This is a genomic window from Stenotrophomonas sp. CFBP 13718, assembly GCF_014842145.1.
Lineage (GTDB): Bacteria > Pseudomonadota > Gammaproteobacteria > Xanthomonadales > Xanthomonadaceae > Stenotrophomonas.
The window spans coordinates 444,936-467,833 of the sequence record NZ_JACYVC010000003.1 but is presented as its reverse complement, the minus strand read 5'-3'; the positions used below and the strand labels follow the sequence as shown (position 1 = coordinate 467,833).

The window sequence follows — 22,898 nt, the reverse complement described above, 5'->3', positions numbered from 1 at the left end:
GCTCAAGGCCGGTCTCTTTCGCTGGGCGAGAGGGACCGGCCCGCTTCTGCGATACCGGGCCACGGCGACGAGCGTGACCTCCGGCCGATTGCCGCGCCGCCGGTGAATGCGTAGGGTGCAGGCATTGCCCATCACCTGGATTGCCTGATGAAGCCGCTTGCCTTTGCCGTCGCCCTGGCCCTCGGGCTCACTCCGTTGCTGTGCGCTCCGTCGGCCGCTGCAGCGCCCGCCGCGGCCACCGCCGCCGCCGCGAAAAAGCCGGCTGCCGCGCCCGCCTGGGTGGCACGCAGCAACCAGCTGGCGCAGATCCTGCTCGACGCGCAGGGCCCATTCCAGCCGGAAAGTACCGGCTTCTTCGGCGTTCCCGGCTACGACGACAAAGTCGCCGACCTCGGTCCGGATAACGGCAAGCGCTACCGCGATGCGATGACCAAGGCGCGGGGCGAACTGCAGGCCAAGCTGGCCAGCGAGAAAGATCCCAACGTCCGTCAGGACCTGGAGATCATGATCGGCGCGGCCAACGAGAGCATCGAGGGCAGCGCGCTGACCGAGCAGTATTTCCTGCCGTGGAGCGATGCGCCGCAGACCATCTTCAGCGGTCTCAACCTGCTGCTGTCCGACCAGGTGCCGGCCGAGCGTCGGGCCAAGGCCGTGGATCGCCTGAAGGCCTACGCGGGCCTGCAGCAGGGCAGCACGCCGCTGACCACGCTTGCCCGCCAGCGTTACGAAGAGCGTCTGTCCAACAAGGCCTTGCTGCAACCGACGAAGATCGAAGTGCAGCAGTCGCTCGACAACGTGGATACCTACGTGAGCGGCATCGAATCGCTGCTGCAGAAGTACAAGATGACCGGCGCGGACGACGCGATGAAGGCCCTCGCCGGCCAGATGAAGGACTATGCCGCCTGGACCCGCGCCGAGGTACTGCCGAAGGCCCGTGACGACGCGCGTCTGCCCGCGCCGGTGTACGCGTTCCAGCTCAAGCAGGTCGGCATCGACATCGCCCCGCAGCAGCTGATGCAGCGTGCGCAGCTGGAGTTCATGGAAACCCGCTCGGCGATGCGCCAGCTGGCCCCGCTGGTGGTGCAGGCCAAGGGCCTGAAAGTTGCCGATACCGCCGACATCGTGGCCGTCATCCGCGCGCTGAAGCAGGAAAAGATTCCCAACGACCAGCTGGAAACCCACTACCGCAAGGTGATCGATGCGATCGACCCGCTGATCCACGAGCACAAGATCGTCGACGTGCCGCAGCGGCCGATGCAGATGCGTCTGGGTTCAGCCGCCGAAAGCGCAGCAAGCCCTGCGCCGCATTTCCTGCCCGCACCGTTGGTCAACAATACCGGGCAGCAGGGTACGTTCGTCCTGCCGCTGGGCAATCCGGCAGCCGGTGAAGGCGCGCAGTACGACGACTTCAATTTCGGCTCCGCCGCCTGGACGCTGAGTGCGCACGAAGGCCGCCCGGGTCACGAACTGCAGTTCACCGCTATGGTGGAGCGCGGCATCTCGCTGGCCCGCACCATGTTCGCGTTCAATTCGGTCAACGTCGAAGGCTGGGCGTTGTATGCCGAAGCCGAGATGGTGCCGTACGAGCCGCTGGACGGGCAGCTGATCGCATTGCAGTTCCGCCTGCTGCGTGCCGCACGCGCAATGCTGGACCCCATGCTGAACCTGGGCCAGATCGACCGTGCCAGCGCCGAACGCGTACTGATCGATGAAGTCGGCCTGTCCAAGGCGATGGCCACGCAGGAACTGGACCGCTACATGGTGCGCATGCCCGGCCAGGCCGGCAGCTACTTCTACGGCTACACCCGGATCATGGAACTGCGCATGCAGACCGAACTCGCGCTGGGCGCAAAGTTCGACCGCAAGGCCTTCAACAACTTCCTGCTGGACCAGGGCCTGCTGCCGCCCGACCAGCTGGCCAAGGCAGTGAACGAAACGTTCGTCCCCAAGTACCGGTAAGCAAAACGGGACGGAGGGAGTTAAGTCGTCCAAAACGGGGACGGAGGGGATTAAGTCGCATTTGGCCCCACGCGTGGGCCAAATGCGACTTAATCCCCTCCGTCCCCGTTTTACTTAACCCCCTCCGTCCCCTTTTTTCGTTCAGCGGGCCGGGATCTGCTGGGCGGGCAGGCGCGGGACGGGCTGCGGGTTGGGCACCCAGATCGCCACGCCGGCTGCTTTGCGCTGGGTGGTCGGGATGCCGATACCCAGGCCACCGCCTACGCGCGAACCGTAGCTGCCTGCGCCGACCGACATGCCCACCGGTGACCCGCTGGAGCCGACGCCCATCAGGATCACGCCATTGGCGCCCAGTGCGGCGGCATCGCGCTTCAAGCGGGCCACGGCGGCATCGGTCTGGCCCTGCGTGCCGAAGCCCACTGCACTGGAGGACTCCAGCTGCGCGATTTCCACCGAGCCGGCAGGCGGGGTGGAATACACCTGTACTTGTGACGGATCGATCGGTGCGCGGGCCTGGCCCAGCATCACCTTGGACGTGCTGGCGCAGCCGGCAGCAACCAGCAGCACGGCGGCGGCGGCAACCCAGCGCATTTTCATCGCGTGCATCTTCATGGCTCGAACCCCTGTTGGATGGAACGGATCATCGGTCCATCGATCTGAATCGGCCCCAACGCCGGGGCCCTGAGGCGACGCTAGCACCGGGGTGGTGAGTGTAATGGCAAGCTGCGGCGGGCCTATCCGGTTCCCACGCGACCGGCTATGGTGGGGCCCAATCCATCGGCGAGGAGGGCGCATGGGACTGATCAGTCTGTTGTGGGGCATCGTGGCACTGGGGTGGATGGTCATCGCGCTGGTGCCGCTGCTGGGCTGGGGCAACTGGTTCCTGATTCCGTTCGCGGCAGTGGGCGCGGTGGTCGCGGCGATCGGCATCCTGTTCACCCATCCCAGCAAACGGGGCCGTGCCTGGACCGGCCTGATCCTCAACGGCATCGTCATCGTGGTTGGCATCTTCCGCCTCGGCCTGGGCGGCGGCATCGTCTGACTGCAGCAGGTGCGACGATGCGTCGCAGCGGCTGAGCGCGCCATCGGGGCGGGCGTACAATGGCGCCTCTGATGGCGCGCGCCATCGCCTGCGCCCGGCTGTGGCGCGCGACGCCCCTCATTCCTGATGATCATCCGCCCACGTCCCCACGGCTGGCAGCTTCTCTACATCCTGCGCGGGTCCATCGTTCCGGCGGTGGCACCGAAAGTGGTGGCGATCCTGTTGCTGGCGATCGCGGTCAGTGCGGTGGCCGAGCTGGGCGAGGTGCCGGGCATCGAGCGCGTGTCATCTGCACCCTGCGCCCTGCTTGGGCTGGTGCTGTCGATCTACCTGAGCTTCCGCGACAGCGCCTGTTACGAGCGATGGTGGGAGGGCCGAAAGCAATGGGGCCAGCTGATTCTGGAATCGCGCTCGGTGGCCCGCCTGGATGCGCTGGGCCAGCGCCCGCTACCCGAACCCATGCTGCCGCGCGACTATCGCCTGCAGTGACCTGATATCCCGACGGAGCCCCCTCATGTCCCATCCTCTGTACCGCCCCCGCCGCATGCGTCGCGATGATTTTTCACGTCGACTGATGCGCGAAAACACGCTCACCGTGGACGACCTCATCTACCCGGTGTTCGTGCATGAGTATGCAGGACGCACGGCGATTCCTTCGATGCCGGGCGTGGAGCGGCTGTCGATCGAGGAGCTGCTGAAAGTAGCCGAGGACGCAGTTGCGCTCGGCATCCCGGTGCTCGATCTGTTCCCGGTGATCGATCCGGCGCTGAAGTCGTTGGACGCGGAGGCTGCCTGGGCCGGTGACGGGCTGGCGCAACGCGCCGTGCGCGCATTGAAAGAACGCTTCCCCACGCTGGGCGTGATGACCGACGTGGCGTTGGATCCGTACACCACGCACGGGCAGGACGGCATCATCGATGACAGCGGTTACGTGCTCAACGACATCACGGTCGACGCGCTGGTGAGGCAGTCGGTGTCGCACGCACAGGCCGGCGTCGACGTCATCTCGCCATCGGACATGATGGACGGCCGCATCGGTGCCATCCGCCGCGGACTGGACGACGCAGGCTTCATCAACACGCGCATCATGGCGTACTCGGCGAAGTACGCATCGGCGTTCTACGGCCCGTTCCGCGATGCGGTGGGCAGCGCCGGCAGCCTGGGCAAGGCAGACAAGAAGACGTACCAGATGGACCCGGCGAACGGCGATGAGGCGATGCGTGAGATCGCACTGGATCTGGAGGAAGGCGCGGACATGGTGATGGTCAAGCCGGGCATGCCGTATCTGGATGTCGTTCGCCGGGTCAAAGAGACCTTTGGCGTCCCGACGTTCGCGTACCAGGTCAGTGGCGAGTACGCGATGTTGAAGGCCGCCGTTGCCAATGGCTGGCTGGATGAGCGCGCGTGCGTGATGGAGTCCCTGATGTGCTTCAAGCGCGCAGGTGCCGATGGCGTGCTGACTTATTTCGCCCCGCAGGTAGCACGCTGGCTGCACGAGCGCTGACAATAGCCGCTTCGGCACAAGGAGAACGGAACGATGGAAATCCTGGGCACAGGCCACTGGATGATCTGGATCATCGGCGTGGTGGTATTCGGCGCGTTGATCGTGTGGCTTGCGCTGGCCGCGTTTCGCCAGAGCCGGCAGAAGCCCGAACTGCCCTCGGCCGCGCGTCAGGTGGCCCTGGCCGAACTCGATGAGCGCAAGGCCAAGGGCACCATCAGCGAAGCGGAGTACCAGCAGGCACGCGCAAAGCTGCTCGCGGGCTGATCATCGGTACTGACAGCGTCGCTCCTGATAGTGACGCCGCGCCCTGGTCGTGACGGCCGCTGGCCGTCAGCCTCTGCATCCAATGCCCCGAAACACCGCAGACGTCGGCGGTGGCTCTGACGAAGGACGGCCCCAGCCGCTAAGGTCGACCGGTGCCGATGCGGCACCTGCTGGGGATCTCCATGCGCTATTCCTGCTGGCCAACCCTGCTGATGCTGGGCGCCCTGACGCTGTCGTCGACCACTGTGGCAGCCGACGCGGTGCGGATGCCGAAAGCGCTGCGTGGCATGTGGGATTGGGGGCCAACTGCCTGCAGGCTCGAACTGAGCCCTGATACTCAATCGCCGATCTGGATCGAGGCGAAGGGCGTTCGTGGGTACGAGTCAAATGACGTGCCCGTCAAAGTAACTCGCGTGCATATCAAGCCATCCATCTGGGTGATCGAAAGCGTCGACGAAGCTCTGGCGCCCGGCGTTGAGACACTCGTCTACGTACTTGCTGGGGATACGCTGGCCATTACAGATGGCAGACGCAGTACGGACTATCACCGCTGCGAAGAGGCGGTCACGGCGCAACGCAGTTCCAGATGAAGGCCATATCCAAGGATGTCCGGGAGATCGCGGCGAGACCTCTTGTACGGAAACGAGTCTGCACTGGTAAAGGTGTCGTACCGAAGCTAGCGATCAACGACATCACGGTCCGGAGCTGAGATGACTTGACGACTCCGTGCTGATTATCCTGCTGAATTCACCGGCAGCGGTGGCAGCGCTTCATGTTGAATGCCCAATCCAGCGAGGGTGTTCAAGTGGATCGATCCCCGTCAGAGGCATATCAGACGAAGTATCGAGTATCACAGCTCGTCAACGGCAGGTTAGGTAATCGGCACGTTGATGACTTTGATGGACTGGTACTCCATCACCCAATCAGCAACACCAGTGCACGCGTGAGCAACGGCGTAGTGGTCGACACCCAGCGCGGAGGACGACGAAGTTACGGCGTCATAGGCGGGCAGATCGAAGAAATCGAGACCCGTCAGTCAGACGCCAGATCCAGCGCCATCGGCCCGGACCAGGTACTCCTCATAAAAGACTTCATCCTGGAAGACAGTCGAATCGCTCCATTCGGCCGCGGTGCGCGCGACGTCGACGTGCCCGCTCCCTTCGCCGGATATGTCGGCAGGGTCATCCCCGGGCAAGGGTTGGTCGATATCCTTGACCGGAAGGACGGTGAACTGCTGGCCAGGATCCGCCACCTGAAGCCGATCAATGTCAGCGTCGGCGACACGATCCAGTATGGACAGACGCTGGGCACGCAGGGAGCCGTCGGTCTGGGTCGGGACGGACGCAAGCATGTCCACATGGAAGTCGACACCGGACAGTATCAGCAGTATGCGAACTACGTTGAAGACCTCGTCAGCGGCCGCTTGGCACTGTGTCCGGCCGACCGTGGCACAGGGATCGAACCGCGCCCGGTCGTCGATGATGGCGTCACGCGCGTCGGCGAATCGAACGGGGTCGTGCGGATCGTGCAGCAGCGCTTGAACGAGGGCGGATTTCGCGGCGCAGACGGAGAGCGGCTCGCAGAGGATGGGATCTATCGCTTGTCGATGCAGAGGGCGGTCATCAACTACCAGGCGGCCGAAGGACTGCCGCAGAGCGGCGATCTCGATGCGGCCACCTTGCAGCGCATCGCCCCCACGATCTTTCCACCGGCGGTGAACTCCCCCCGCAACCCCGCTTCGCCCGCTCTTCTCGATGGGCAGGCGCAACTGCATGACGCGCCCGCAGGAGAAGCCCCCTCCGACCCCTTGTTCGCCCAGGCGCAGGATGCCATGCAGCACCTGGAAGAAAGCCTGGGACGCGGCTACGACGCGCACAGCGAACGCATGGCAGCGAGTGTGGCCTGCCTGGCCAAGGCAAACGGCTTTGATCACATCGACCACATCGTGCTGAGCAGCGCGACAGAAAGGGCGGCGCAGGGTGCGCACGTCATCGCGGTGCAGGGCGCCATGAACGATCCGGCGCACCTACGTGCACAGATGGGGACGGACGATGCACTGGCGGTGCCCGCGGATGCCTCATTGGCCCGCCTCGCGCGTATCGAGCCGATGGTGCGGGAGCCGAGCACAGTGCAAGCTGACCCGTGCGTGGGGCAGGATCCATCGGTGATGCATCGAATGGGCTGACGCCTTGGCTGCGCCCGTACGGGCGGAGCGTGGGCATGCCTTCGACAGACCGCTCTATCGGACGCCGGCACTCGCCGCGCCCACCGTCGGGCCACAACCCGCGACCGGCTCCACCCGCGGCGTCATCATCCGGTACACATCGGTGCCGCCAGCACGTGGCGCACGCGCGCTTCGGCTGACCAGCATCAACTCGCCCGGCTTGGCGTTGTCCACGACCGGGGCGGCAGTGTGGCCGTCCGCGGTATTGAACGACAGCACGACCGGCTGCACGGCCCCGCCGGTCCACGCACAGCCACTGCGCCACACTTGTGCCGTGTCACCGATGGCACGCGTGAATACCACCGCGCCGTCGCGTCCCAGCCAGTCGCCGTCGGTCTCGTCAGCGGCAGTGTTCAACCCCTCAAGCGCAATGGCAGCCCCGCGCCGACCGTCGACGACAGGTGCCGCGAACAGATCCCAGCCATGCCCCTTGCCCCGCTGTCGCGAGAACAGCAAGTGCAGGCCGTCGGCACTCAGTGCGGGCGCGCGCTCCGGCGCGGCGTCAGCCGGATCGCGCCATGTTTCAGGCATCCCAAAGCGTCCGTCGCTGCCGATGGCCACCCGGTACAGCGTCAGGCCCCCGTTGCGGTCCGAGGCGAACAGCAGCCAGCGCCCGTCGCGGCTGAAATAGGGGTCCATGTCATCGCCGGTGCTGTTGAACGCCAGCGGCTGCGGATCCTGCCAGCGCCCCTCGCGTAGCGTCGCCTGCCACAGATCCCAGCCGCCCACGCCACCGCTGCGGTCGCTGGCGAACACGATGTGCTGTCCATCGGCGCTGATGCTGGCCCGGCCTTCGTTGGCCTTGGTCGATACGACCCCCATGCCCTCGATGCCGAACTCATTCAACGCCACCGCCACGGGGGCGAAGAGTAAACTGGCGGCAATCGCCAACAGGGGCAGGGCAGTTCGCATCGTCCACGTCCAGGCAGTACAGGGCCGCCCAGTGTAGGGCGTCCCCTTTGAACCCTCCGAGGATTCCATGACCGATCGCTACGCTGTCTTTGGCCACCCCATTGCCCACTCCCGTTCGCCTGACATCCACGCCGCCTTCGGCCGGCAGGAAGGCATCGCCGTGGACTACCGCGCCATCGACGCCGCGCCGGACGCTTTCCTCGCCGCGCTCGACGCCTTCGCGGCGGACGGCGGTCGTGGCGCCAACGTGACCCTGCCGCACAAGGAAGCGGCCTATGCGCTGTGCACCACGCGCACCGCACGCGCTACCCGCTCCGGCTCGGTCAACACGCTGCTGCGCAAGGGGGATCGCTGGCATGGCGATACCACCGACGGTGCGGGGCTGGTGCGTGACCTGACCGATCGCCATGGCCAGGACCTGCGCGGTCGTCGCGTGTTGCTGCTGGGTGCCGGTGGATCGGCCCGCAGCGTCGCCCCGTCGCTGCTGGACGCGGGCATCCGCGAGCTGGTGGTGGTCAACCGCACGCCGGAACGGGCCGATGAGCTCATCGACGCGATGGGTGAGCCGGGCCGTGCGCTCAGCCGCTACTGGGACGACCTGCATGACCTCGGCGACTTCGAGCTGATCGTCAACGCGACCTCGGCCGGACGCGATCCCGCGGCGACCTTCAAACTGCCCCTGTCGCTGGTCAACAGCATGACCACCGCCGTTGACCTCAACTACGGCGACGCTGCCATCGCCTTCCTGGCCTGGGCGCGCTCGGCAGAATGCCGCAACACCGTCGATGGCCTCGGCATGCTGGTGGAGCAGGCCGCCGAGAGCTTCCAGCAGTGGCACGAAGTGCGCCCGGATACCAATCTGGTCTACGCCGAGCTGCGTGCCCACAGCCACAACCTGGAGGACTGAGCATGGAAGGCACCGATCTGCTGATGACCGTGTTGAGCCTGGTGGGCGTGCGCCTGCCGGTGTTGATCGCGCTGACCGTCGGCGTGGTCTGGGTGATGGACGTGCCCCGCGGACCGGTGCGAAGTGGGGCCCTGGCCGGCCTGCTGTTGCTGGCAGTGACCACGGTCATCGGGCTGCTGGCATCGATGCTGCCGATGGTGCTGGTCAGCATGGGCCGCTACGAGTCGATCTCCGGCATGAACATGATCTTCGGCGTCGTCCACTTCGTTCTGTCGCTGCTGGAGGCCTTCGGTCTGGTCCTGATCGTGTGGGCGCTGACCCGGGCACTGCGGGGTGGCGTGCCGCGCCCGGCCTGACCCTGTTGCGGTGCCGGCGCCATGGCGGGGACCCGCCCGCAGCACGCTGACAGGTTCAGCGTGCTGGCCCGGGCGCGCGGGCCCGGCGTGCGACAATACGCGGCCTGATCCTGTAACGGTAACCTTGGCGTGACCGAACCCGTCGCCGTCCCGCGTGCGCTTGATGACGCCTTGAAGGATTCGATCCGCAAGGCCTACACCACGCTGCAGGCCAACACCCCCGGCTTTGCCACCCGCCGCTCGCAGAGCCAGATGATCGGCGTGGTATCGCGTGCGCTGGCCAAGAGCGGGGGCGTGGGCGTGGTGGAGGCACCGACCGGCGTCGGCAAGAGCCTGGGTTACCTCACGGCAGGCGTACCGATCGCCCTGGCCACCAAGAAGAAGCTGGTGATCAGCACGGGCACCGTCGCGCTGCAGTCGCAGCTGGTCGAGCGTGACATCCCGAATTTCCTCAAGGCCACCGGCCTGGAGGCGACCGTGGCACTGGCCAAGGGGCGCACGCGTTACCTGTGCACCCGCAACGCCGCCGAAGCGCAGGGAGAGGCATCGCAGGGTGGCATGTTCGAAGACGAGCAGCCGCTGTACGACCGCCCGCTGGCCCCGATTGAAATGGACATCGCCGCGCGCCTGACGGTGGCGTTCACCTCCGGCAGCTGGGACGGTGACATCGACAACGCCCCGGAAACCATCAGTCCCGGATTGCGTGGGCGCATTACCACGCCGGCATCCGCGTGTGCGGGCAGGCGCTGCGCGTACTCGGCGCAGTGCGCGGTGCTGCGCTCACGCAACACCGTGCGCGATGCGCAGATCGTGGTCACCAACCACGCGCTGCTGCTGTCGGCCCTGTCCATCGGCGAGAGCGACAACGGTCAACCGATGATCGCCGCACCGTCGGACATGCTGCTGGTGCTGGACGAAGGCCACCACATCGGCAATGTAGCGATCGACCAGGGCGCGGCCAGTCTGGCGCTGGATGACATGGCCAAGCGCGTGGGCCGGCTGCAGATACTGATCGCCGGGGCGTACCGCGCGGTGGACAAGGATCGCCTGGGCAACCTGCTGCCCAATGAAGCCATCGACGTGGCCACCAACGTGGCCAAGCAGCTGCGCGCGTTCCGCGATCACGTCGAAGCGCTGTGGATGCCGGCCCCGGCCGACGAAGAACCGATGTGGCGCGCGGCGAATGGTCGCCTGCCCGAAGCGTGGCGCGAGCCGATCGAGGCCTTGGCCGACGACACCCGCAGCCTGTTCAACTGGGCGCACGCGGCCAACGCGCAGGTCGCCAAGGGCAAGCCGGATGATGCCGCGCGCGAACGCCTGCAGCGCAACCTCGGCATGGCGCTGGAGATGATCGAAGGCCAGTACAACCTGTGGCAGGCGTGGCGTCGCGAAGACAGGGATGGCGCACCGCCGATGGCGCGCTGGATCACCGCCACGCGCGAAGGCGACCTGGTGCTGCATGGCTCACCGGTGTCGGCCGCGCACGTGCTGCGCAAGTTGCTGTGGGACGAAGTGGATTCGGTGGTGATGACGTCCGCCACGTTGACCGGCGGCGGTGATTTCCAGTCGCTGGCGATCGACAACGGCATCCCCGAGGACGCCGAGATGGTGTCGCTGTCCTCGCCGTTCGACCTGCCCAACCAGGCCGAGTTGATCGTGCCGCAGTTCCCGGTGACGCCGGATGACCGCGAGGGCCATCCACGCGAAGTGGCGCGCTACCTCGCCAAGGAATTGGACTGGAAGAAGGGCTCGATGGTGTTGTTCACCTCGCGCTGGAAGATGGAAAAGGTCGCCGGCCTGATGCCCGCCGCCAAGCGCAAGCAGGTGCTGGTGCAGGGCGAGATGTCCAAGACGCGGCTGATCGATGAACACCTGCGCCGTGTCGCCGAGGGCGAAGGGTCGGTGCTGTTCGGGCTGAACTCCTTCGGCGAAGGCCTGGACCTGCCCGGTGAAGCCTGCACCACGGTGGTGATCACCCAGGTGCCGTTCGCCGTGCCCACCGATCCACAGACCGCCACGTTGAGCGAATGGTTTGAAGCCCGCGGCCTGAACGCCTTCAACCTGATTGCCGTGCCCCATGCCCTGCGCACGCTGACCCAGTTCTCCGGCCGCCTGATCCGCACCAGCACCGACACCGGCCGCGTGATCATCCTCGACTCCCGCCTGCTGACCCGCCGCTACGGCAAGCGCATCATTGACGCGCTCCCCCCGTTCAAGCGCGTGATCGGCTGACCGGGCGTCACACCGAAAAAGGGGACGGAGGGGATTAAGTCGTAATTGCCACCTTGCCATCTGCAGGCTGTGCTGAAGACGACTTAATTCCCTCCGTCCCCTTTTTACTGCCTGCAGGTCTGCATCGCTTGCAGATACCGCGTGTCAAAACAGCGTTGCAGCGCCTCCAGCACGTCCAGGTTCGCGGGCCATCGGATTTCCACGCTGTTGCCTTCCGGATCGGTGATAAGGAACTTGCCGTCCTTCACATCAAGGCCCGGTGGCGGGGGTGTTGCGGCCAGCTTGGCGACAGCGCGCTGCAAGGCGGCGTTGTCCCGTTCAAGAAAGGCGATGCTTCCTTCGACATAGGCGTTCCAGCCGCTTGCCTCGCCGTCTGGACCGCGCAGCGACTGCCGCATCAAGGGCACGGCGGCCGCGGACTGGCCGGCGTTCGCCCGCATCTGCGCTTCGTGCCATGCCAGCACGTTGCCTTCCTGCGGTTGATGGACCCTGCGGTATTCGGCAATCAGGTCTGCCGCTTCGGCGTGACAGCCTTTTGCTTCGCCCAACGTACGCCAGCCGCCCTGCAGGTCCTGATCGAACGCCTCGAACGACAACGCCAGCATCGCCTTGCGGTCCACGCTGCAGTCCGCCGCGGTGGGCGCCTGCACGCCACCGGCCAGCGCAGCGGCGAGCACGAGTGAAATAAACGCCATCACAACTTCCTTGTCGAAAAAGGGGACGGAGGGGATTAAGTCGTTTCCAGCACTGTGCCATCACCCGGCCGCGCTGGAAACGCGCTGAGGGCCGGGCTCGAAAGGCCGCCGAGCACGGCTCGGCGCTACCGTGCTGAAAACGACTTAATCCCCTCCGTCCCCTTTTTGCGGTCAGTCGAGCAGGGTGGTGTCGCGTACGGCGCCCTTGTCAGCGCTGGTGGCCAGCAGGGCGTAGGCTTTCAGGGCGCTGGTGACCTTGCGCGGGCGGGCTTCCAGCGGCTTCCAGCCGCGCTTGTCGGCCTTGTCGCGGCGCGTGGCCAAGGTGGCCTCGTCCACCAGCAGATGGATGCCGCGGGTCGGGATGTCGATGCGGATGCGGTCGCCGTCCTCCACCAGGCCGATCAGTCCGCCAGCAGCCGCTTCCGGCGAGACGTGGCCGATGGACAGCCCCGAGGTGCCGCCGGAGAAGCGGCCGTCGGTCAGCAGCGCGCACTGTTTGCCCAGCCCTTTGGACTTCAGGTAACTGGTCGGGTACAGCATCTCCTGCATGCCCGGGCCGCCCTTGGGGCCCTCGTAACGGATCACCACCACGTCGCCGGCCTCTACCGTATCACCGAGGATGCCGGCCACTGCGGCGTCCTGGCTTTCGAACACGCGGGCAGGGCCTTCGAACACATGGATGGATTCATCCACGCCGGCGGTCTTCACCACGCAGCCATCCAACGCCAGGTTGCCGCGCAGCACGGCCAAGCCGCCTTCCAGCGAATACGCATGCTGCAGCGAGCGGATGCAGCCTTCGGCGCGGTCCAGGTCCAGCGACGGCCAGCGCGTTGACTGGCTGAAGGCGACCTGGGTCGGGATGCCGGCCGGCCCTGCAGCGAAGAACTCGTGCACCTTGGCGTCGTCGGTCACGGTGGCATCCCAGCGCTGCAGCGCATCGGCCAGCGTGGTGCTGTGGACGGTCGGCACGGAGGTATCCAGCAGGCCGGCGCGATCCAGTTCGCCCAGGATGCCGAACACGCCGCCAGCGCGATGCACGTCTTCGACGTGATACTCGGGCGTATTCGGCGCGACCTTGCACAGCTGCGGTACGCGCCGCGACAGCGCGTCGATGTGGGTCAGGTTGAAGTCCACGCCGCCTTCCTGTGCCGCAGCGAGCAGGTGCAGGATGGTGTTCGTCGACCCCCCCATTGCGATGTCCAGTGTCATCGCGTTGTTGAACGCAGCAGCCGTGGCGATACCGCTCGGCAAGGCGCGCGGATCTTCACCGCCATACCAGCGGTGGCAGAGTTCCACGATCACCCGGCCCGCGCGGCGGAACAGCTGCTCGCGGTCGGCGTGGGTGGCCAGTGTGGTGCCGTTGCCGGGCAGCGACAGGCCCAGGGCCTCGGTCAGGCAGTTCATCGAATTGGCGGTGAACATGCCCGAGCACGATCCACAGGTCGGGCAGGCACTGCGCTCGTACTCGGCGACTTTCTCGTCCGATGCGCTGTCGTCGGCGGCAATCACCATCGCATCCACCAGGTCGAGCTTGTGCTCGGACAGCTTGGTCTTGCCCGCCTCCATCGGCCCGCCGGACACGAAGATCACCGGCACGTCCAAGCGCATGGCGGCCATCAGCATGCCGGGGGTGATCTTGTCGCAGTTGGAAATGCAGACGATGGCATCGGCGCAGTGCGCGTTGACCATGTATTCCACCGAGTCGGCGATGATCTCGCGGCTGGGCAGCGAGTACAGCATGCCGTCGTGGCCCATGGCGATGCCGTCATCCACCGCGATGGTGTTGAACTCCTTGGCCACTCCGCCGGCCTGCTCGATCTCGCGCGCGACCAGCTGGCCGAGGTCCTTCAGGTGGACATGGCCGGGCACGAACTGGGTGAACGAGTTGGCGATGGCGATGATCGGCTTGTGGAAATCGCCGTCTTTCATGCCGGTGGCACGCCACAGGGCGCGGGCGCCGACCATGTTGCGGCCGGCGGTGGAGGTGCGGGAACGGTAATCAGGCATGGGCTGGCAGCAACGGGCGGGCCGTACGACGTGGGTGTCGTCCGATGATGCCCAATTTTTCCGGTTGCGTTTGCAACCACTGGGCCAGCGTCGATCTGACCCACCGTTCATGTTGTGTGCTTTGCCGACTTTGGTTGCAGCCGCTGATGCGGCATTATTGTGGGGTTGACCCGCATGAGAGGCATGAGGCCATGAAACGTTCCCGCACCACCGCGCTGCTGTTGATGAGCGCCGCACCGCTGCTGTTCACCGCCTGCCAGAAGGAAGAACAGGTGCAGGTGCAGGAAGGGCTGTATACCTCCGTGCAGGCCTGTACCGAGGCCACGGCGGATCCGTCGGCGTGCCGCAACGCGTTCGCCGCCGCGCAGCAGCAGTCCGCCGATGCAGCGCCGAAGTACGCCGACAAGGCGGCCTGCGAAGCCGACTACAAGCCGGAGCAGTGCGTGGAGCAGCGCACCTCGGCCGGTACGTCCTTCATCGGGCCGATGATGATGGGCTTCTTCATGTCGCAGATGATGAACAGCGGACGCGCGGGCCTGGCCCAGCAACCGGCGGCCGCCAGCCCGGCCTTCCAGGACAAGAACGCCGGGTGGGCGCGTGCGGCCCCGGGTGGCAGCGGCGGATTGAACACCGCCAGCGGCATCGGTGCGGGCAAGGCCGGCCTGGCGCCCGTCACCAACCAGCCGAACCGCGCCACCACCGCCAGCCGCGCCGGCTTCGGCAGCACCAGTGCGCGCCGTAGCGGCGGCAGCTTCGGCGGCTGACCGATGCAGCGTGTCCGTATCGCCGAGCGCCCCCAGTGGCGCGCTCGGGCCGAAGAAGCCGGCTTCCGCTTCCACACCATCGACGGTCAGGCGTACTGGGATGAAACGGCGTACTACGCCTTCACCCTGCGGCAGATCGAGCAGGACATTGAAGACCCCAGCGCCGAGCTGCACCAGATGGCGATGGCGCTGGTGGAGGAGGTGGTCGGTTCCGATACGTTGATGGAGCGCTTGGCGATCCCGGCGCATTACCGCGAGTGGATCGCCGACAGCTGGCGCCAGCGCCAGCCGCACCTGTATGGACGCTTGGACCTGGCCTACGACGGCACCGGCCCGGCCAAGCTGTACGAGCTGAACTACGACACCCCGACCTCGCTGTTCGAGGCCAGCTTCTTCCAGTGGCAGTGGCTGGAAGAACAGCGCAACGCCGGCCGCCTGCCGGCGCACGCCGACCAGTTCAATGCGCTGCATGAGGCACTGGTGGAACGCTTCGGCGAGCTTGCTTCCCGACTGCCGCCGCCGCTGTATTTCAGCGCCGTGGGCAGTTCGCAGGAAGACATCGGCACGGTGGAGTACCTGCGTGATTGCGCCGCCCAGGCCAACCTGCATGGCGAAGGCATCGCGGTGGAAGACATCGGGCTGTCCGAGGACGGGCGCTTCACCGCGGTGGACGACACGGTGATCGGCACGTTGTTCAAGCTGTATCCGCTGGAAGACCTGATGGCCGAGGAGTTCGGTCGCGCCTTGCCGACATCCGGCCTGCAGCTGCTGGAGCCGGCCTGGAAGGCGGTGCTGAGCAACAAGGGCATCCTGCCTTTGCTGTGGGAGCGCCATCGCGGGCACCCGAACCTGCTGGAATCGCACTTCGACGATGGCAGTACGCTGCGCGCGGGGTGGGTACGCAAGCCGCTGTTCTCGCGCGAAGGCGCGAACATCGAAATGCATCTGGCCGACGGCACCACGCAGCGCAGCGACGGCCCGTACGACGGTCCGGCGATCATCCAGCAGGCGCATCCGTTGACCCGTTTCGAAGGCGGTTATCCGCTGATCGGCAGCTGGGTGATCGGCGACCAGGCCTGTGGCATCGGCATCCGCGAAGATGACAGTGCGATCACCCGGGATACGTCGCGGTTCGTTCCGCACGCGATCATCGACGAAGCGCCGACGCAGATCTACGTCTGAAACCGGCTACAACAAGCCGTCGCGCTTGACCGACAGGTAGCGCTCCACCAGCGCGCCGGGCAGGGCGTCGGCGGTGACATCCAGCACCATCACGCCGTGTCCGCGCAGCGCATCGTGTGCCTGCGCGCGCTGCTCCAGGTACAGGGCCGCCGCGCCGGCCTGTGCGGCATCGGCATCCGTCTGCACCGGACCCTGCAACGCGTGGTCCAGCACCTGTTCGCGCAGGCTGGCCACGCACACCAGGTGCCGGCGCTGCAGCAGCTTCACCGCGGCCAGCAGGTCTTCGATATCTTCGTCGCGCACGTTGGTCACCAGCATCACCAGCGCACGACGGCGCTGCAGCACCGACAGCTGTGTCGCGGTGGCCAGGTAGTCCGTCGCCACTGGCTGCGGCTGCAGGTCGTAGCTGGCGCGCAGCAGGCCATCGATCGTGCCCATGCCGCGTTTCGGTGCTACCCAGCGCTGCTCGCCGCCCATCGCATGCAGGCCCACGCCGTCGCCCTGCCGCAAGGCCAGATAGGCAAGCACCAATGCGGCGTTCAACACCTGGTCGAAGTGCGACAGGCCGCCATCACTGGCCATCATCCTTCGGCCAGAATCGAGCACCAGCAGCATCTGCTGGTTCTTTTCGTCCTGATACTCGCGCGACACCAATCGTCGTGCACGCGACGTCGCCTTCCAGTCGATCTGGCGCAGGCTGTCGCCGATGCGGTATTCGCGCATCTGGTGGAAATCGGTACCTTCACCGCGGCGCCGTTTCAGGTGGGCACCGACCATCCGCGAGGCCTGTTCGGCACTGAACAAGGCGAAGCGTGTGAGCGGCACGAAGTTCGGGAATACACGTACATCGAGCGCAGGCGGCACGACGCGCTGCTGCCGCCACAGCCGCCACGGTGAGTGCAGGCGCACCTGGACGCCGTCAAAGCGGAAGTGGCCACGCTGCAACGGTTGCACGTGATAGTCGAGCGTGGCGGCAAACCCGGGACGCAGGCGCAGGCGTCGCGGCATGCCCTCGCTCTGCCAGGCACCCGGCAGCAGATCGAACACGTCCAGCCGCAGCGTGCGCTCGGCCTGCAGGGTCAGTTGCACTGCACGTCGCACGTTCAATGCCAGCGCTTCGGGAAGCTGCCGCTGCACGCTCGGCGAGGGCAGCCTGCGCAGACGCAGCAGGTCCACCAACGCCACCGCGACCACGATCGCCAAGGCGGCCTGCCAGCTCCAGCGCGGCAGCCAGCCGGCCAGCACGGCAGCGCCTACGCCGGCCCACACCAGCAGGCATCCGAGCAGGGGCAGGGCAGGCCTCATCGGCGCGGTGCATCCACCTTGGCCAGCAGTGCACCGAGTACATCGTCGGCGCCCTGTCCTTCGATCTGCAGCTCCGGTGCCAGCGCGATGCGATGGCGCAGCGCCGGCCGGGCGATATCGCGCACATCGTCCGGCGTCACGAAGTCACGGCCGGCCAGCAGTGCCTGTGCGCGTGCCGCACGCACCAGCGCGATGCTGCCGCGCGGGCCTGCGCCGAGGGCGATGCCGGGCCACTTGCGCGTGGCTGCAACGATGCGCACCGCGTAGTCGATCACTTCGGCGTCTACGGTGATCGCCGCGGTGGCCTGCTGCAACGCCACGACATCCCCGGCGTTGAGTACGCGGGGCACCCGCTGCAGGTCGAAGTCGCTGGCGCTGCGGCCGGTGGTCACTGCATCGACCATGCGCTTTTCGTCCTCCAACCCCGGGTAATCGATGACGATCTTCAGCAGGAAACGATCCAGCTGTGCTTCCGGCAGCGGATAGGTGCCTTCCTGTTCCACGGGGTTCTGCGTGGCCAGGGTCATGAAAGGCGGCGCGAGCGCGAACGATTTCCCTTCGATGGTGACCTGGCCTTCCTGCATCACTTCAAGCAGGGCCGACTGGGTCTTGGCCGGCGCGCGGTTGATCTCGTCGGCCAGCAGCAGGTTGGTGAACACCGGGCCGCGACGGATCTTGAAGCTTTCGCTTTTCGGGTCGTACACCGCGTGGCCACTGACATCGCTGGGCATCAGGTCCGGGGTGAACTGCACACGTCCGTGGTCGAGCTCCAACGCCTGTGCCAGCGCACGCACCAGCAGTGTCTTGCCCAGCCCGGGCACGCCTTCGATCAGCACATGGCCACCCGCGAGCAGTGCGATCAGGATCTGGTCGAGCACCTCGGGCTGGCCGATGAAGGCATGACCCACGGCTTCGCGTACGGCGTCCACGCGTTCCAGCACGTCGGCTGCGGCCGATACGGCAGCCAGCGGCGGCGGCACGGAGGGGGAAGAGTCCAGTTCGGTCATAGCAGGCTTCTCATCTGCAGCAGGAGGGTGATCCGCGCTTTCAGCGCGGTCTGGTCATTGGCGGCTGGCGGTGCCAGCGCGGTGTGTACGCGGGTGACGGGCCACTGCAGCAAGGCGGCGATGGCCTGTTCCTGTGCGGCACCCTCAAGCGTGGCCGCCAGCGGTGCACGGGCCTGCAGCCGACGCAGGAACAGGTCCCGTACGGCTGCATGCAGTCGCGGGCCCTGGCGTTGGCGCAGCAGCAGTTCACCACTGGCGCGCACGTGTTCCAGCAAGGAGCGGCGCTCTGCCACCGGTGAAGGCTGCACGCTGCCGAAGCGCTGCGCGCGCGCCCACAACCAGCCCAGCAACGCCAGCAGCAACGGCAACCAGACCGGCCAACCCTGCAGCACGATGCGCGCCCATAGAGAGGGCGGTCGGCTGGCATACACCAGCCACACGGTGCCCTTACCGTAATTCGGCGCCAGCAGATGGCGGGTCAGGTCGCGGTGCGCACGGTCGTGCAGGCCATCGCGCGGCTGCTCCAGGTCTTTGCTCGGCCGCAGTGCAGCCGGGAGCAGCGAGGTGGTTTCAGGTACGCCACGCATGAAGTCCATGTCCGCCAGCACATCGACCCTGCCCTGGCCATGGCGCAGGCGAGCGAACACGAAGCCGTCTTCGCTGCCCCACTCACGCTGCACCTGTGCGTACGCCGCTTCGGTCAGATCGAAGCGACGACCCTTGCAGAACTCCACGTGGCCGGTGTCATCGTCCACATGGAAACGCTGGCAGGCACTGCCGAATCCAAGGCTTTCCACGCCCAGGCGCTGCAACAGCAAGGGCTCGTTACGCGTGGTGTCTTCGCCGGTGGGGGGCGTGCGTACCAGCAGGTGGCCGCCCCGCTTCACCCACGCCAGCAGCGTATCCACCTGCGAGGGCGCCAGTTCACCGCTGTCCTGCAGCAGCACCACTGTATCGCCCGGCGCGAGCGTCATCGCCGCCAGGTCCAGCCGGGCCCGCGACTCTGCCTGCAGGCCGTCGGCGCGCAGCGCTTGGCCGAGCACGTACAACGGGTTGTAGCTGGCCTCGCCCTGCGGGGGCATCACCTCGGTGCGCGTCACTTTTTCGTGCGTGCGCAGGAACAGCACCACCAGCGGCACCGCCAGCAGCACGATCAGCCCGATCACCAACGACCACACCACCCGCGCCTTCATGCCGGCCACCGGTACTGCGCCTGCAGTGCGTCGGCCAGCGTTTCGAAATCGGCGTGGTCGGGCAGCCGGTTGCCATACGCGGCGTACTGCCACATGCGCACGATCGCCGCGAACAGGTCGCGGTCACGCGCGTCCGGCATGCGCCGCGATGCACGCAGCACCTGGGCTTCGGTCGCGCCGGGTGGCAAGGCCACGCCAGTCCGCTCCACCACCGTGCCGACGCTGGCGCGATACAGCAGGGCCAGTGCCTGACGTGGCATGCCGCGCGCCCACAGCGCACGTGCACGCGTGGCCACATCCGGCGGCACCACCTCGGGCAGCACGATCGAATCTTCGTTCACCGCAGGCGTGGGCGGGGCCTTGCGCCGCGCCGATCCGCTCAGCCAGGGCAACCAGCGCCGCGCGGTGAGCAGCAGCGCCACGACGACGATGCCCAGCAGCAGCCAGAGGCCCCATTCGGCCACCATCGCCGCGATCTTCGCCGCACCACCGGACATCTGCTTTGCCGACTGTTCGTCGGCCTCGCGCTTCAGGCGTTCGCGCTCCTTGCGCTTGGCCTCTTCGTCGTCGTCCTTCTTGCGGGGTTCCCACTCGCTGATGGAGCGGGTGGGGCGCTGCAGCGGATCTTCGTAAGCGCGCTGCACGGCTTGGCGGAAGCCCGCCGTGTCTACGGGCACGTCACCGAAGATGCCAGCCGGCGTGTCAGCGGGATCGATGGCCGGCGGCTCCTCCTCGTCATCGTCGGAAGCCTCTTCTGCCCGCTCCTCATCAGCCGCGCCTGCATCGTCGTGTGCGTGCGCTTGCTGTGCATGCACCGGCACAGTGGCAACAGGCAGCGCGAACAGGACCACCAGCAGCAACAGCGGCATGGCCTGCTGCAGCCGTTCGCGCAGGCGGCGGAAGCTGATCTCCACGTCCCAAGCCTCCATCTGCGTGCGTCGGTTCAAATAGAGTCCGAACCCGGCACCGACGTGGAAAGGCCCCATCACACTGGCCGCCAGCCAGAGCAGCAGGTTCACACCGAACTTCGCCCAAGCGGGGGTGTCCTGCCGCACCAGCTCCCACGCTGCGCGCCACGAATCGGACAGCAGTTCCACCGGTACGAACATGAAAACGGCCGTCAACGCGCCGATCACCAGCACGGCCTCGAAGCCCATGCACAGCACCGTGAGCAGCATCGATGGACCGGCGGCGGCAGACAGTACCGCGCGTCGGCGCTGCCCGCGGTGCGCTGCATCCGTGCCTTCCAGCAGGTTCACCGGCAGGCACACATTGCGCACCGCGCTGAAGCGCCGCCACCCCAGGTAACCCCAGAAGCCGGCGACCTGCCAGCCCGGCTGCGCACGCAGCGCCTGCCACGCGGTGACCGGCTCACCGAATACGCCACGCGACAGGACGTACAGGACCACCCGTTCGAACGCCGGCTTGCACCACCACAGCAGCAGCCACGCCCAACCGAATCCGGCACCCAGCCACCACGCCAGCGCATTGGCCAACAGGAACACCGGTGCACTCGCCAGCAGCCACGCGCCCCAGGCCGCCCGCCACTGCCGGCGCGCCAGTGCAGTGCCCAGTTCCATTGCTTCCCAACTGCTGCGGGCACGCAGCACCACGTTGAGCTGATCAATCCGCATGCTGCGCCTCGCCCCGGCCGCCGCGCCACAGCCACAGCCCCACCAGCGACCACAGCACCGCCGCCACGCTGTACTTGCCCCATGCGGGCACCGCGGCGATGGAGGACCAGAATGCTTCGATGAACGCCGCCACCAGCAGCATCGCGGCGATGCCCAGGCATAGTCGCGCGCCGATGCGGCCGCCCTCCACCAGCGCATCGATGCGACGCTTGCGCCCCGGCGCCACCAGGCGCATGCCCAGTTGCAGGCCCGCCCCGCCGGCGATCACGATCGCGGTGAGTTCGAAGGCACCGTGGCCGACCACGAAACGCCAGAACGGATCACCGTGGCCGACATGCTGCAGGTGGCCGGCGACCGCGCCGATGCTGATGCCGTTGAACAACAGCACGATCACCGTGCCTACGCCGGCCAGCAGGCCGCTGGCAAACGTGCGCAGGCCGATGCTGATGTTGTTCATGATGTAGTAGCCGAACATCATCCAGTCGGTGCCGCTGTCGCGGCCCAGGTTCGGTGACGACGGATCGTACATGCGCTCCATCTGTGCAACGCGCGCGCTGTCCATCAACAGGTGGATCAGATCCGGGTGCAGCTGCACCAGCACGAAGCTGGCGACCAGCGGCACGGCGAACAAGGCCAGCGCTACCCACATCACCGTCGCCTGGCTGCGCACCAGGTGGGGAAAATCAGCGAACAGGAACTCCAGCACGCTGCGCCAGCGGAAGGCCGGGGTGCGATACAACAGCGTGTGGCCGCGCTGCATCAACTGCTGCAAGCGCTCCACCAGCTGCGGGCTGTACCCGCGCTGGCGGGCCAGCGCCAACTGCTGGCATAGCCGTCGGTAGCGTTGCGGGAACTCCGCATCGGCGGGCAGGGCGGGATCGGCAGCCACGCGTGCACGTTTGCGGGCACGCAGATGGGCACGCTGCTGCAGCCAGGCCTCCAGTGCTTCCCATTCCCCTTGGTGGCGGGCGACGAATTGTTCCTGTTTCATCGGCGGCCCAGCAACCAGTTGGCCATCGCATACAGGCGCAGCACACCGACCTGTCCGCTGGTTTCGGTCAACGGGGTGACGATGCCGGCGAGCTCCTGCTGGCGTGCGGGTGAGAGCAGGGGCGCCCGCTCGGCGAAGGCGATCACGGCGGACTGCTCCTGCGGCTGCAGCGGCACCGGCGGCGGCAAGGCGCTGTCGATGGTGGCGGGTGCGTGGCGGGGGGATGCATCGCCATGCACCACCAACGTGCCGGCGACCAGATCACCCAACCGCCGGCCGTGCGCATCGAACAGGCTGCTCACCAGCCCCACGGCGTAACCGAACGGCAGCATGTCCACGGTGCGCAGCAGGTTGCGGGTGACGGCACCGCTCCACCCGACCGGTGCCCCATCGCGTGCAATCACCCGCAGCCCCATCGCCCGCTTGCCCAGCGTCTGCCCCCACACCGCTTCGAGCACGATGGCATAGGCCCAGTTGAGCAGGAACATCAGTGCCAGATAGATGCCACGGCCGAGCTCATCAAGCAGCATCAACGGGAAAGAGAGCAGCATCAGCGCGGCACCGCGGATGGCCAGGTCAACCAGCCACGCCACCGCACGCGGCAGGGGACCGGCCGCACGCAACTGCAGCGGCACGCCTTCCGGCGTGACCACCTCGCGGTAGGTATCCAGCATCGTCGCGGCGGTCATCGACACGCCACGCGTAATGAGGGAAGGCGCC

At 66.8% G+C, this 22,898-nt stretch carries 22 protein-coding genes; 12 read left to right on the top strand and 10 right to left on the bottom strand.

Translation table 11 applies throughout. The annotated features are described in order from the left end of the window. Positions 1 to 147: 147 nt before the first annotated feature. A complete protein-coding gene (locus IFT58_RS07950; RefSeq protein ID WP_192094403.1) occupies positions 148 to 1,959 on the top strand; it encodes a DUF885 domain-containing protein in 1,812 nt (603 codons plus the stop codon). Positions 1,960 to 2,100: 141 nt separating this feature from the next. On the opposite strand, the gene IFT58_RS07945 is transcribed toward IFT58_RS07950, so the two are convergent. Then, positions 2,101 to 2,556, bottom strand: a complete 456-nt coding sequence (locus IFT58_RS07945; protein WP_188325360.1) for a hypothetical protein — start codon at positions 2,554 to 2,556, stop codon at positions 2,101 to 2,103. A 196-nt stretch (positions 2,557 to 2,752) separates the two neighbouring features. Here IFT58_RS07945 and IFT58_RS07940 point away from each other — a divergent pair, with 196 nt between their 5' ends. The 6 genes from IFT58_RS07940 to IFT58_RS07915 all read left to right on the top strand — a co-directional run bounded on the left by IFT58_RS07940 (position 2,753) and on the right by IFT58_RS07915 (position 6,954). Further along, on the top strand, positions 2,753 to 3,001 hold the full coding sequence (locus IFT58_RS07940) for a hypothetical protein (protein WP_188325359.1): 249 nt from the start codon (positions 2,753 to 2,755) through the stop codon (positions 2,999 to 3,001). 126 nt (positions 3,002 to 3,127) lie between these two features. Further along, positions 3,128 to 3,490 (top strand): bestrophin family protein, encoded by a 363-nt coding sequence (locus IFT58_RS07935; RefSeq protein WP_249405625.1) that lies wholly within the window; start codon positions 3,128 to 3,130, stop codon positions 3,488 to 3,490. 25 nt (positions 3,491 to 3,515) lie between these two features. Beyond that, positions 3,516 to 4,505 (top strand): porphobilinogen synthase, encoded by a 990-nt coding sequence (gene hemB, locus IFT58_RS07930; RefSeq protein WP_192094402.1) that lies wholly within the window; start codon positions 3,516 to 3,518, stop codon positions 4,503 to 4,505. A 33-nt stretch (positions 4,506 to 4,538) separates the two neighbouring features. Beyond that, complete coding sequence (locus IFT58_RS07925) at positions 4,539 to 4,769, top strand: SHOCT domain-containing protein (RefSeq protein ID WP_188325357.1); 231 nt, start codon at positions 4,539 to 4,541, stop codon at positions 4,767 to 4,769. 158 nt (positions 4,770 to 4,927) lie between these two features. Continuing rightward, positions 4,928 to 5,359, top strand: a complete 432-nt coding sequence (locus tag IFT58_RS07920) for a hypothetical protein (protein WP_192094401.1) — start codon at positions 4,928 to 4,930, stop codon at positions 5,357 to 5,359. 353 nt (positions 5,360 to 5,712) lie between these two features. Then, positions 5,713 to 6,954 carry an XVIPCD domain-containing protein gene (locus IFT58_RS07915; protein ID WP_192094400.1) on the top strand — a complete coding sequence of 414 codons (1,242 nt, stop codon included), beginning with the start codon at positions 5,713 to 5,715 and terminating at the stop codon, positions 6,952 to 6,954. 54 nt (positions 6,955 to 7,008) lie between these two features. On the opposite strand, the gene IFT58_RS07910 is transcribed toward IFT58_RS07915, so the two are convergent. After that, entirely contained in the window at positions 7,009 to 7,905 is an 897-nt protein-coding gene (locus tag IFT58_RS07910; RefSeq protein WP_192094399.1) for a PD40 domain-containing protein, read from the bottom strand. 67 nt (positions 7,906 to 7,972) lie between these two features. Between IFT58_RS07910 and aroE the strand changes: the two genes are divergently transcribed. From aroE to dinG, 3 genes are all read left to right on the top strand, one after another. After that, a complete protein-coding gene (gene aroE, locus IFT58_RS07905) occupies positions 7,973 to 8,812 on the top strand; it encodes a shikimate dehydrogenase (protein ID WP_192094398.1) in 840 nt (279 codons plus the stop codon). A gap of 2 nt (positions 8,813 to 8,814) precedes the next feature. Further along, positions 8,815 to 9,168, top strand: coding sequence for a hypothetical protein (locus IFT58_RS07900; protein ID WP_188325352.1), 354 nt, complete (start codon positions 8,815 to 8,817; stop codon positions 9,166 to 9,168). Positions 9,169 to 9,297: 129 nt separating this feature from the next. Then, positions 9,298 to 11,400 carry an ATP-dependent DNA helicase DinG gene (gene dinG / locus IFT58_RS07895; RefSeq protein WP_192082169.1) on the top strand — a complete coding sequence of 701 codons (2,103 nt, stop codon included), beginning with the start codon at positions 9,298 to 9,300 and terminating at the stop codon, positions 11,398 to 11,400. 104 nt (positions 11,401 to 11,504) lie between these two features. Here the strand turns inward: dinG and IFT58_RS07890 are convergent, their stop codons facing one another. After that, the gene (locus tag IFT58_RS07890) at positions 11,505 to 12,095 is read right to left on the bottom strand and encodes a hypothetical protein (RefSeq protein ID WP_192094397.1); all 591 of its coding nucleotides are present in this window, start codon (positions 12,093 to 12,095) and stop codon (positions 11,505 to 11,507) included. A 171-nt stretch (positions 12,096 to 12,266) separates the two neighbouring features. Further along, positions 12,267 to 14,102 (bottom strand): dihydroxy-acid dehydratase, encoded by a 1,836-nt coding sequence (gene ilvD, locus IFT58_RS07885; protein WP_192094396.1) that lies wholly within the window; start codon positions 14,100 to 14,102, stop codon positions 12,267 to 12,269. A 191-nt stretch (positions 14,103 to 14,293) separates the two neighbouring features. On the opposite strand from ilvD, the gene IFT58_RS07880 reads away from it, so the two are divergent. Then, a complete protein-coding gene (locus IFT58_RS07880; RefSeq protein WP_188325348.1) occupies positions 14,294 to 14,866 on the top strand; it encodes a DUF1190 domain-containing protein in 573 nt (190 codons plus the stop codon). Positions 14,867 to 14,869: 3 nt separating this feature from the next. Next, a complete protein-coding gene (locus tag IFT58_RS07875; protein ID WP_192082172.1) occupies positions 14,870 to 16,048 on the top strand; it encodes a glutathionylspermidine synthase family protein in 1,179 nt (392 codons plus the stop codon). 6 nt (positions 16,049 to 16,054) lie between these two features. Here IFT58_RS07875 and IFT58_RS07870 read toward each other — a convergent pair whose 3' ends face one another. From IFT58_RS07870 to IFT58_RS07845, 6 genes are read right to left on the bottom strand one after another with little or no spacing between them, the layout of a single operon-like run. Beyond that, positions 16,055 to 17,353: a DUF58 domain-containing protein gene (locus IFT58_RS07870; RefSeq protein ID WP_192094395.1), complete on the bottom strand. Its 1,299-nt coding sequence runs from the start codon at positions 17,351 to 17,353 to the stop codon at positions 16,055 to 16,057. Beyond that, complete coding sequence (locus IFT58_RS07865) at positions 17,350 to 18,360, bottom strand: MoxR family ATPase (protein WP_188325345.1); 1,011 nt, start codon at positions 18,358 to 18,360, stop codon at positions 17,350 to 17,352. Before IFT58_RS07865 ends, IFT58_RS07870 begins: the two co-directional genes overlap by 4 nt. Further along, the gene (locus tag IFT58_RS07860; RefSeq protein WP_192082174.1) at positions 18,357 to 19,553 is read right to left on the bottom strand and encodes a DUF4350 domain-containing protein; all 1,197 of its coding nucleotides are present in this window, start codon (positions 19,551 to 19,553) and stop codon (positions 18,357 to 18,359) included. Before IFT58_RS07860 ends, IFT58_RS07865 begins: the two co-directional genes overlap by 4 nt. Continuing rightward, a complete protein-coding gene (locus tag IFT58_RS07855; RefSeq protein WP_192094394.1) occupies positions 19,550 to 21,187 on the bottom strand; it encodes a DUF4129 domain-containing protein in 1,638 nt (545 codons plus the stop codon). Before IFT58_RS07855 ends, IFT58_RS07860 begins: the two co-directional genes overlap by 4 nt. After that, on the bottom strand, positions 21,177 to 22,178 hold the full coding sequence (locus tag IFT58_RS07850) for a stage II sporulation protein M (protein ID WP_192094393.1): 1,002 nt from the start codon (positions 22,176 to 22,178) through the stop codon (positions 21,177 to 21,179). The genes IFT58_RS07855 and IFT58_RS07850 overlap by 11 nt, the downstream gene beginning before the upstream one ends. Then, positions 22,175 to 22,867, bottom strand: a complete 693-nt coding sequence (locus tag IFT58_RS07845) for an RDD family protein (protein ID WP_249405622.1) — start codon at positions 22,865 to 22,867, stop codon at positions 22,175 to 22,177. Before IFT58_RS07845 ends, IFT58_RS07850 begins: the two co-directional genes overlap by 4 nt. Positions 22,868 to 22,898 lie beyond the last annotated feature (31 nt).

Coding starts and splice junctions, on each gene's coding strand:
- IFT58_RS07940 (WP_188325359.1), top strand. CDS start 2,753: ATGGGACTGATCAGTCTGTTGTGGGGCATCGTGGCACTGGGGTGGATG.
- aroE (WP_192094398.1), top strand. CDS start 7,973: ATGACCGATCGCTACGCTGTCTTTGGCCACCCCATTGCCCACTCCCGT.
- IFT58_RS07925 (WP_188325357.1), top strand. CDS start 4,539: ATGGAAATCCTGGGCACAGGCCACTGGATGATCTGGATCATCGGCGTG.
- IFT58_RS07935 (WP_249405625.1), top strand. CDS start 3,128: ATGATCATCCGCCCACGTCCCCACGGCTGGCAGCTTCTCTACATCCTG.
- IFT58_RS07900 (WP_188325352.1), top strand. CDS start 8,815: ATGGAAGGCACCGATCTGCTGATGACCGTGTTGAGCCTGGTGGGCGTG.
- IFT58_RS07850 (WP_192094393.1), bottom strand. CDS start 22,178: ATGAAACAGGAACAATTCGTCGCCCGCCACCAAGGGGAATGGGAAGCA.
- IFT58_RS07910 (WP_192094399.1), bottom strand. CDS start 7,905: ATGCGAACTGCCCTGCCCCTGTTGGCGATTGCCGCCAGTTTACTCTTC.
- IFT58_RS07920 (WP_192094401.1), top strand. CDS start 4,928: ATGCGGCACCTGCTGGGGATCTCCATGCGCTATTCCTGCTGGCCAACC.
- IFT58_RS07855 (WP_192094394.1), bottom strand. CDS start 21,187: ATGCGGATTGATCAGCTCAACGTGGTGCTGCGTGCCCGCAGCAGTTGG.
- IFT58_RS07865 (WP_188325345.1), bottom strand. CDS start 18,360: ATGACCGAACTGGACTCTTCCCCCTCCGTGCCGCCGCCGCTGGCTGCC.
- ilvD (WP_192094396.1), bottom strand. CDS start 14,102: ATGCCTGATTACCGTTCCCGCACCTCCACCGCCGGCCGCAACATGGTC.
- IFT58_RS07860 (WP_192082174.1), bottom strand. CDS start 19,553: ATGAAGGCGCGGGTGGTGTGGTCGTTGGTGATCGGGCTGATCGTGCTG.
- IFT58_RS07890 (WP_192094397.1), bottom strand. CDS start 12,095: ATGGCGTTTATTTCACTCGTGCTCGCCGCTGCGCTGGCCGGTGGCGTG.
- IFT58_RS07945 (WP_188325360.1), bottom strand. CDS start 2,556: ATGAAAATGCGCTGGGTTGCCGCCGCCGCCGTGCTGCTGGTTGCTGCC.
- IFT58_RS07950 (WP_192094403.1), top strand. CDS start 148: ATGAAGCCGCTTGCCTTTGCCGTCGCCCTGGCCCTCGGGCTCACTCCG.
- IFT58_RS07875 (WP_192082172.1), top strand. CDS start 14,870: ATGCAGCGTGTCCGTATCGCCGAGCGCCCCCAGTGGCGCGCTCGGGCC.
- IFT58_RS07845 (WP_249405622.1), bottom strand. CDS start 22,867: ATGACCGCCGCGACGATGCTGGATACCTACCGCGAGGTGGTCACGCCG.
- IFT58_RS07880 (WP_188325348.1), top strand. CDS start 14,294: ATGAAACGTTCCCGCACCACCGCGCTGCTGTTGATGAGCGCCGCACCG.
- IFT58_RS07870 (WP_192094395.1), bottom strand. CDS start 17,353: ATGAGGCCTGCCCTGCCCCTGCTCGGATGCCTGCTGGTGTGGGCCGGC.
- hemB (WP_192094402.1), top strand. CDS start 3,516: ATGTCCCATCCTCTGTACCGCCCCCGCCGCATGCGTCGCGATGATTTT.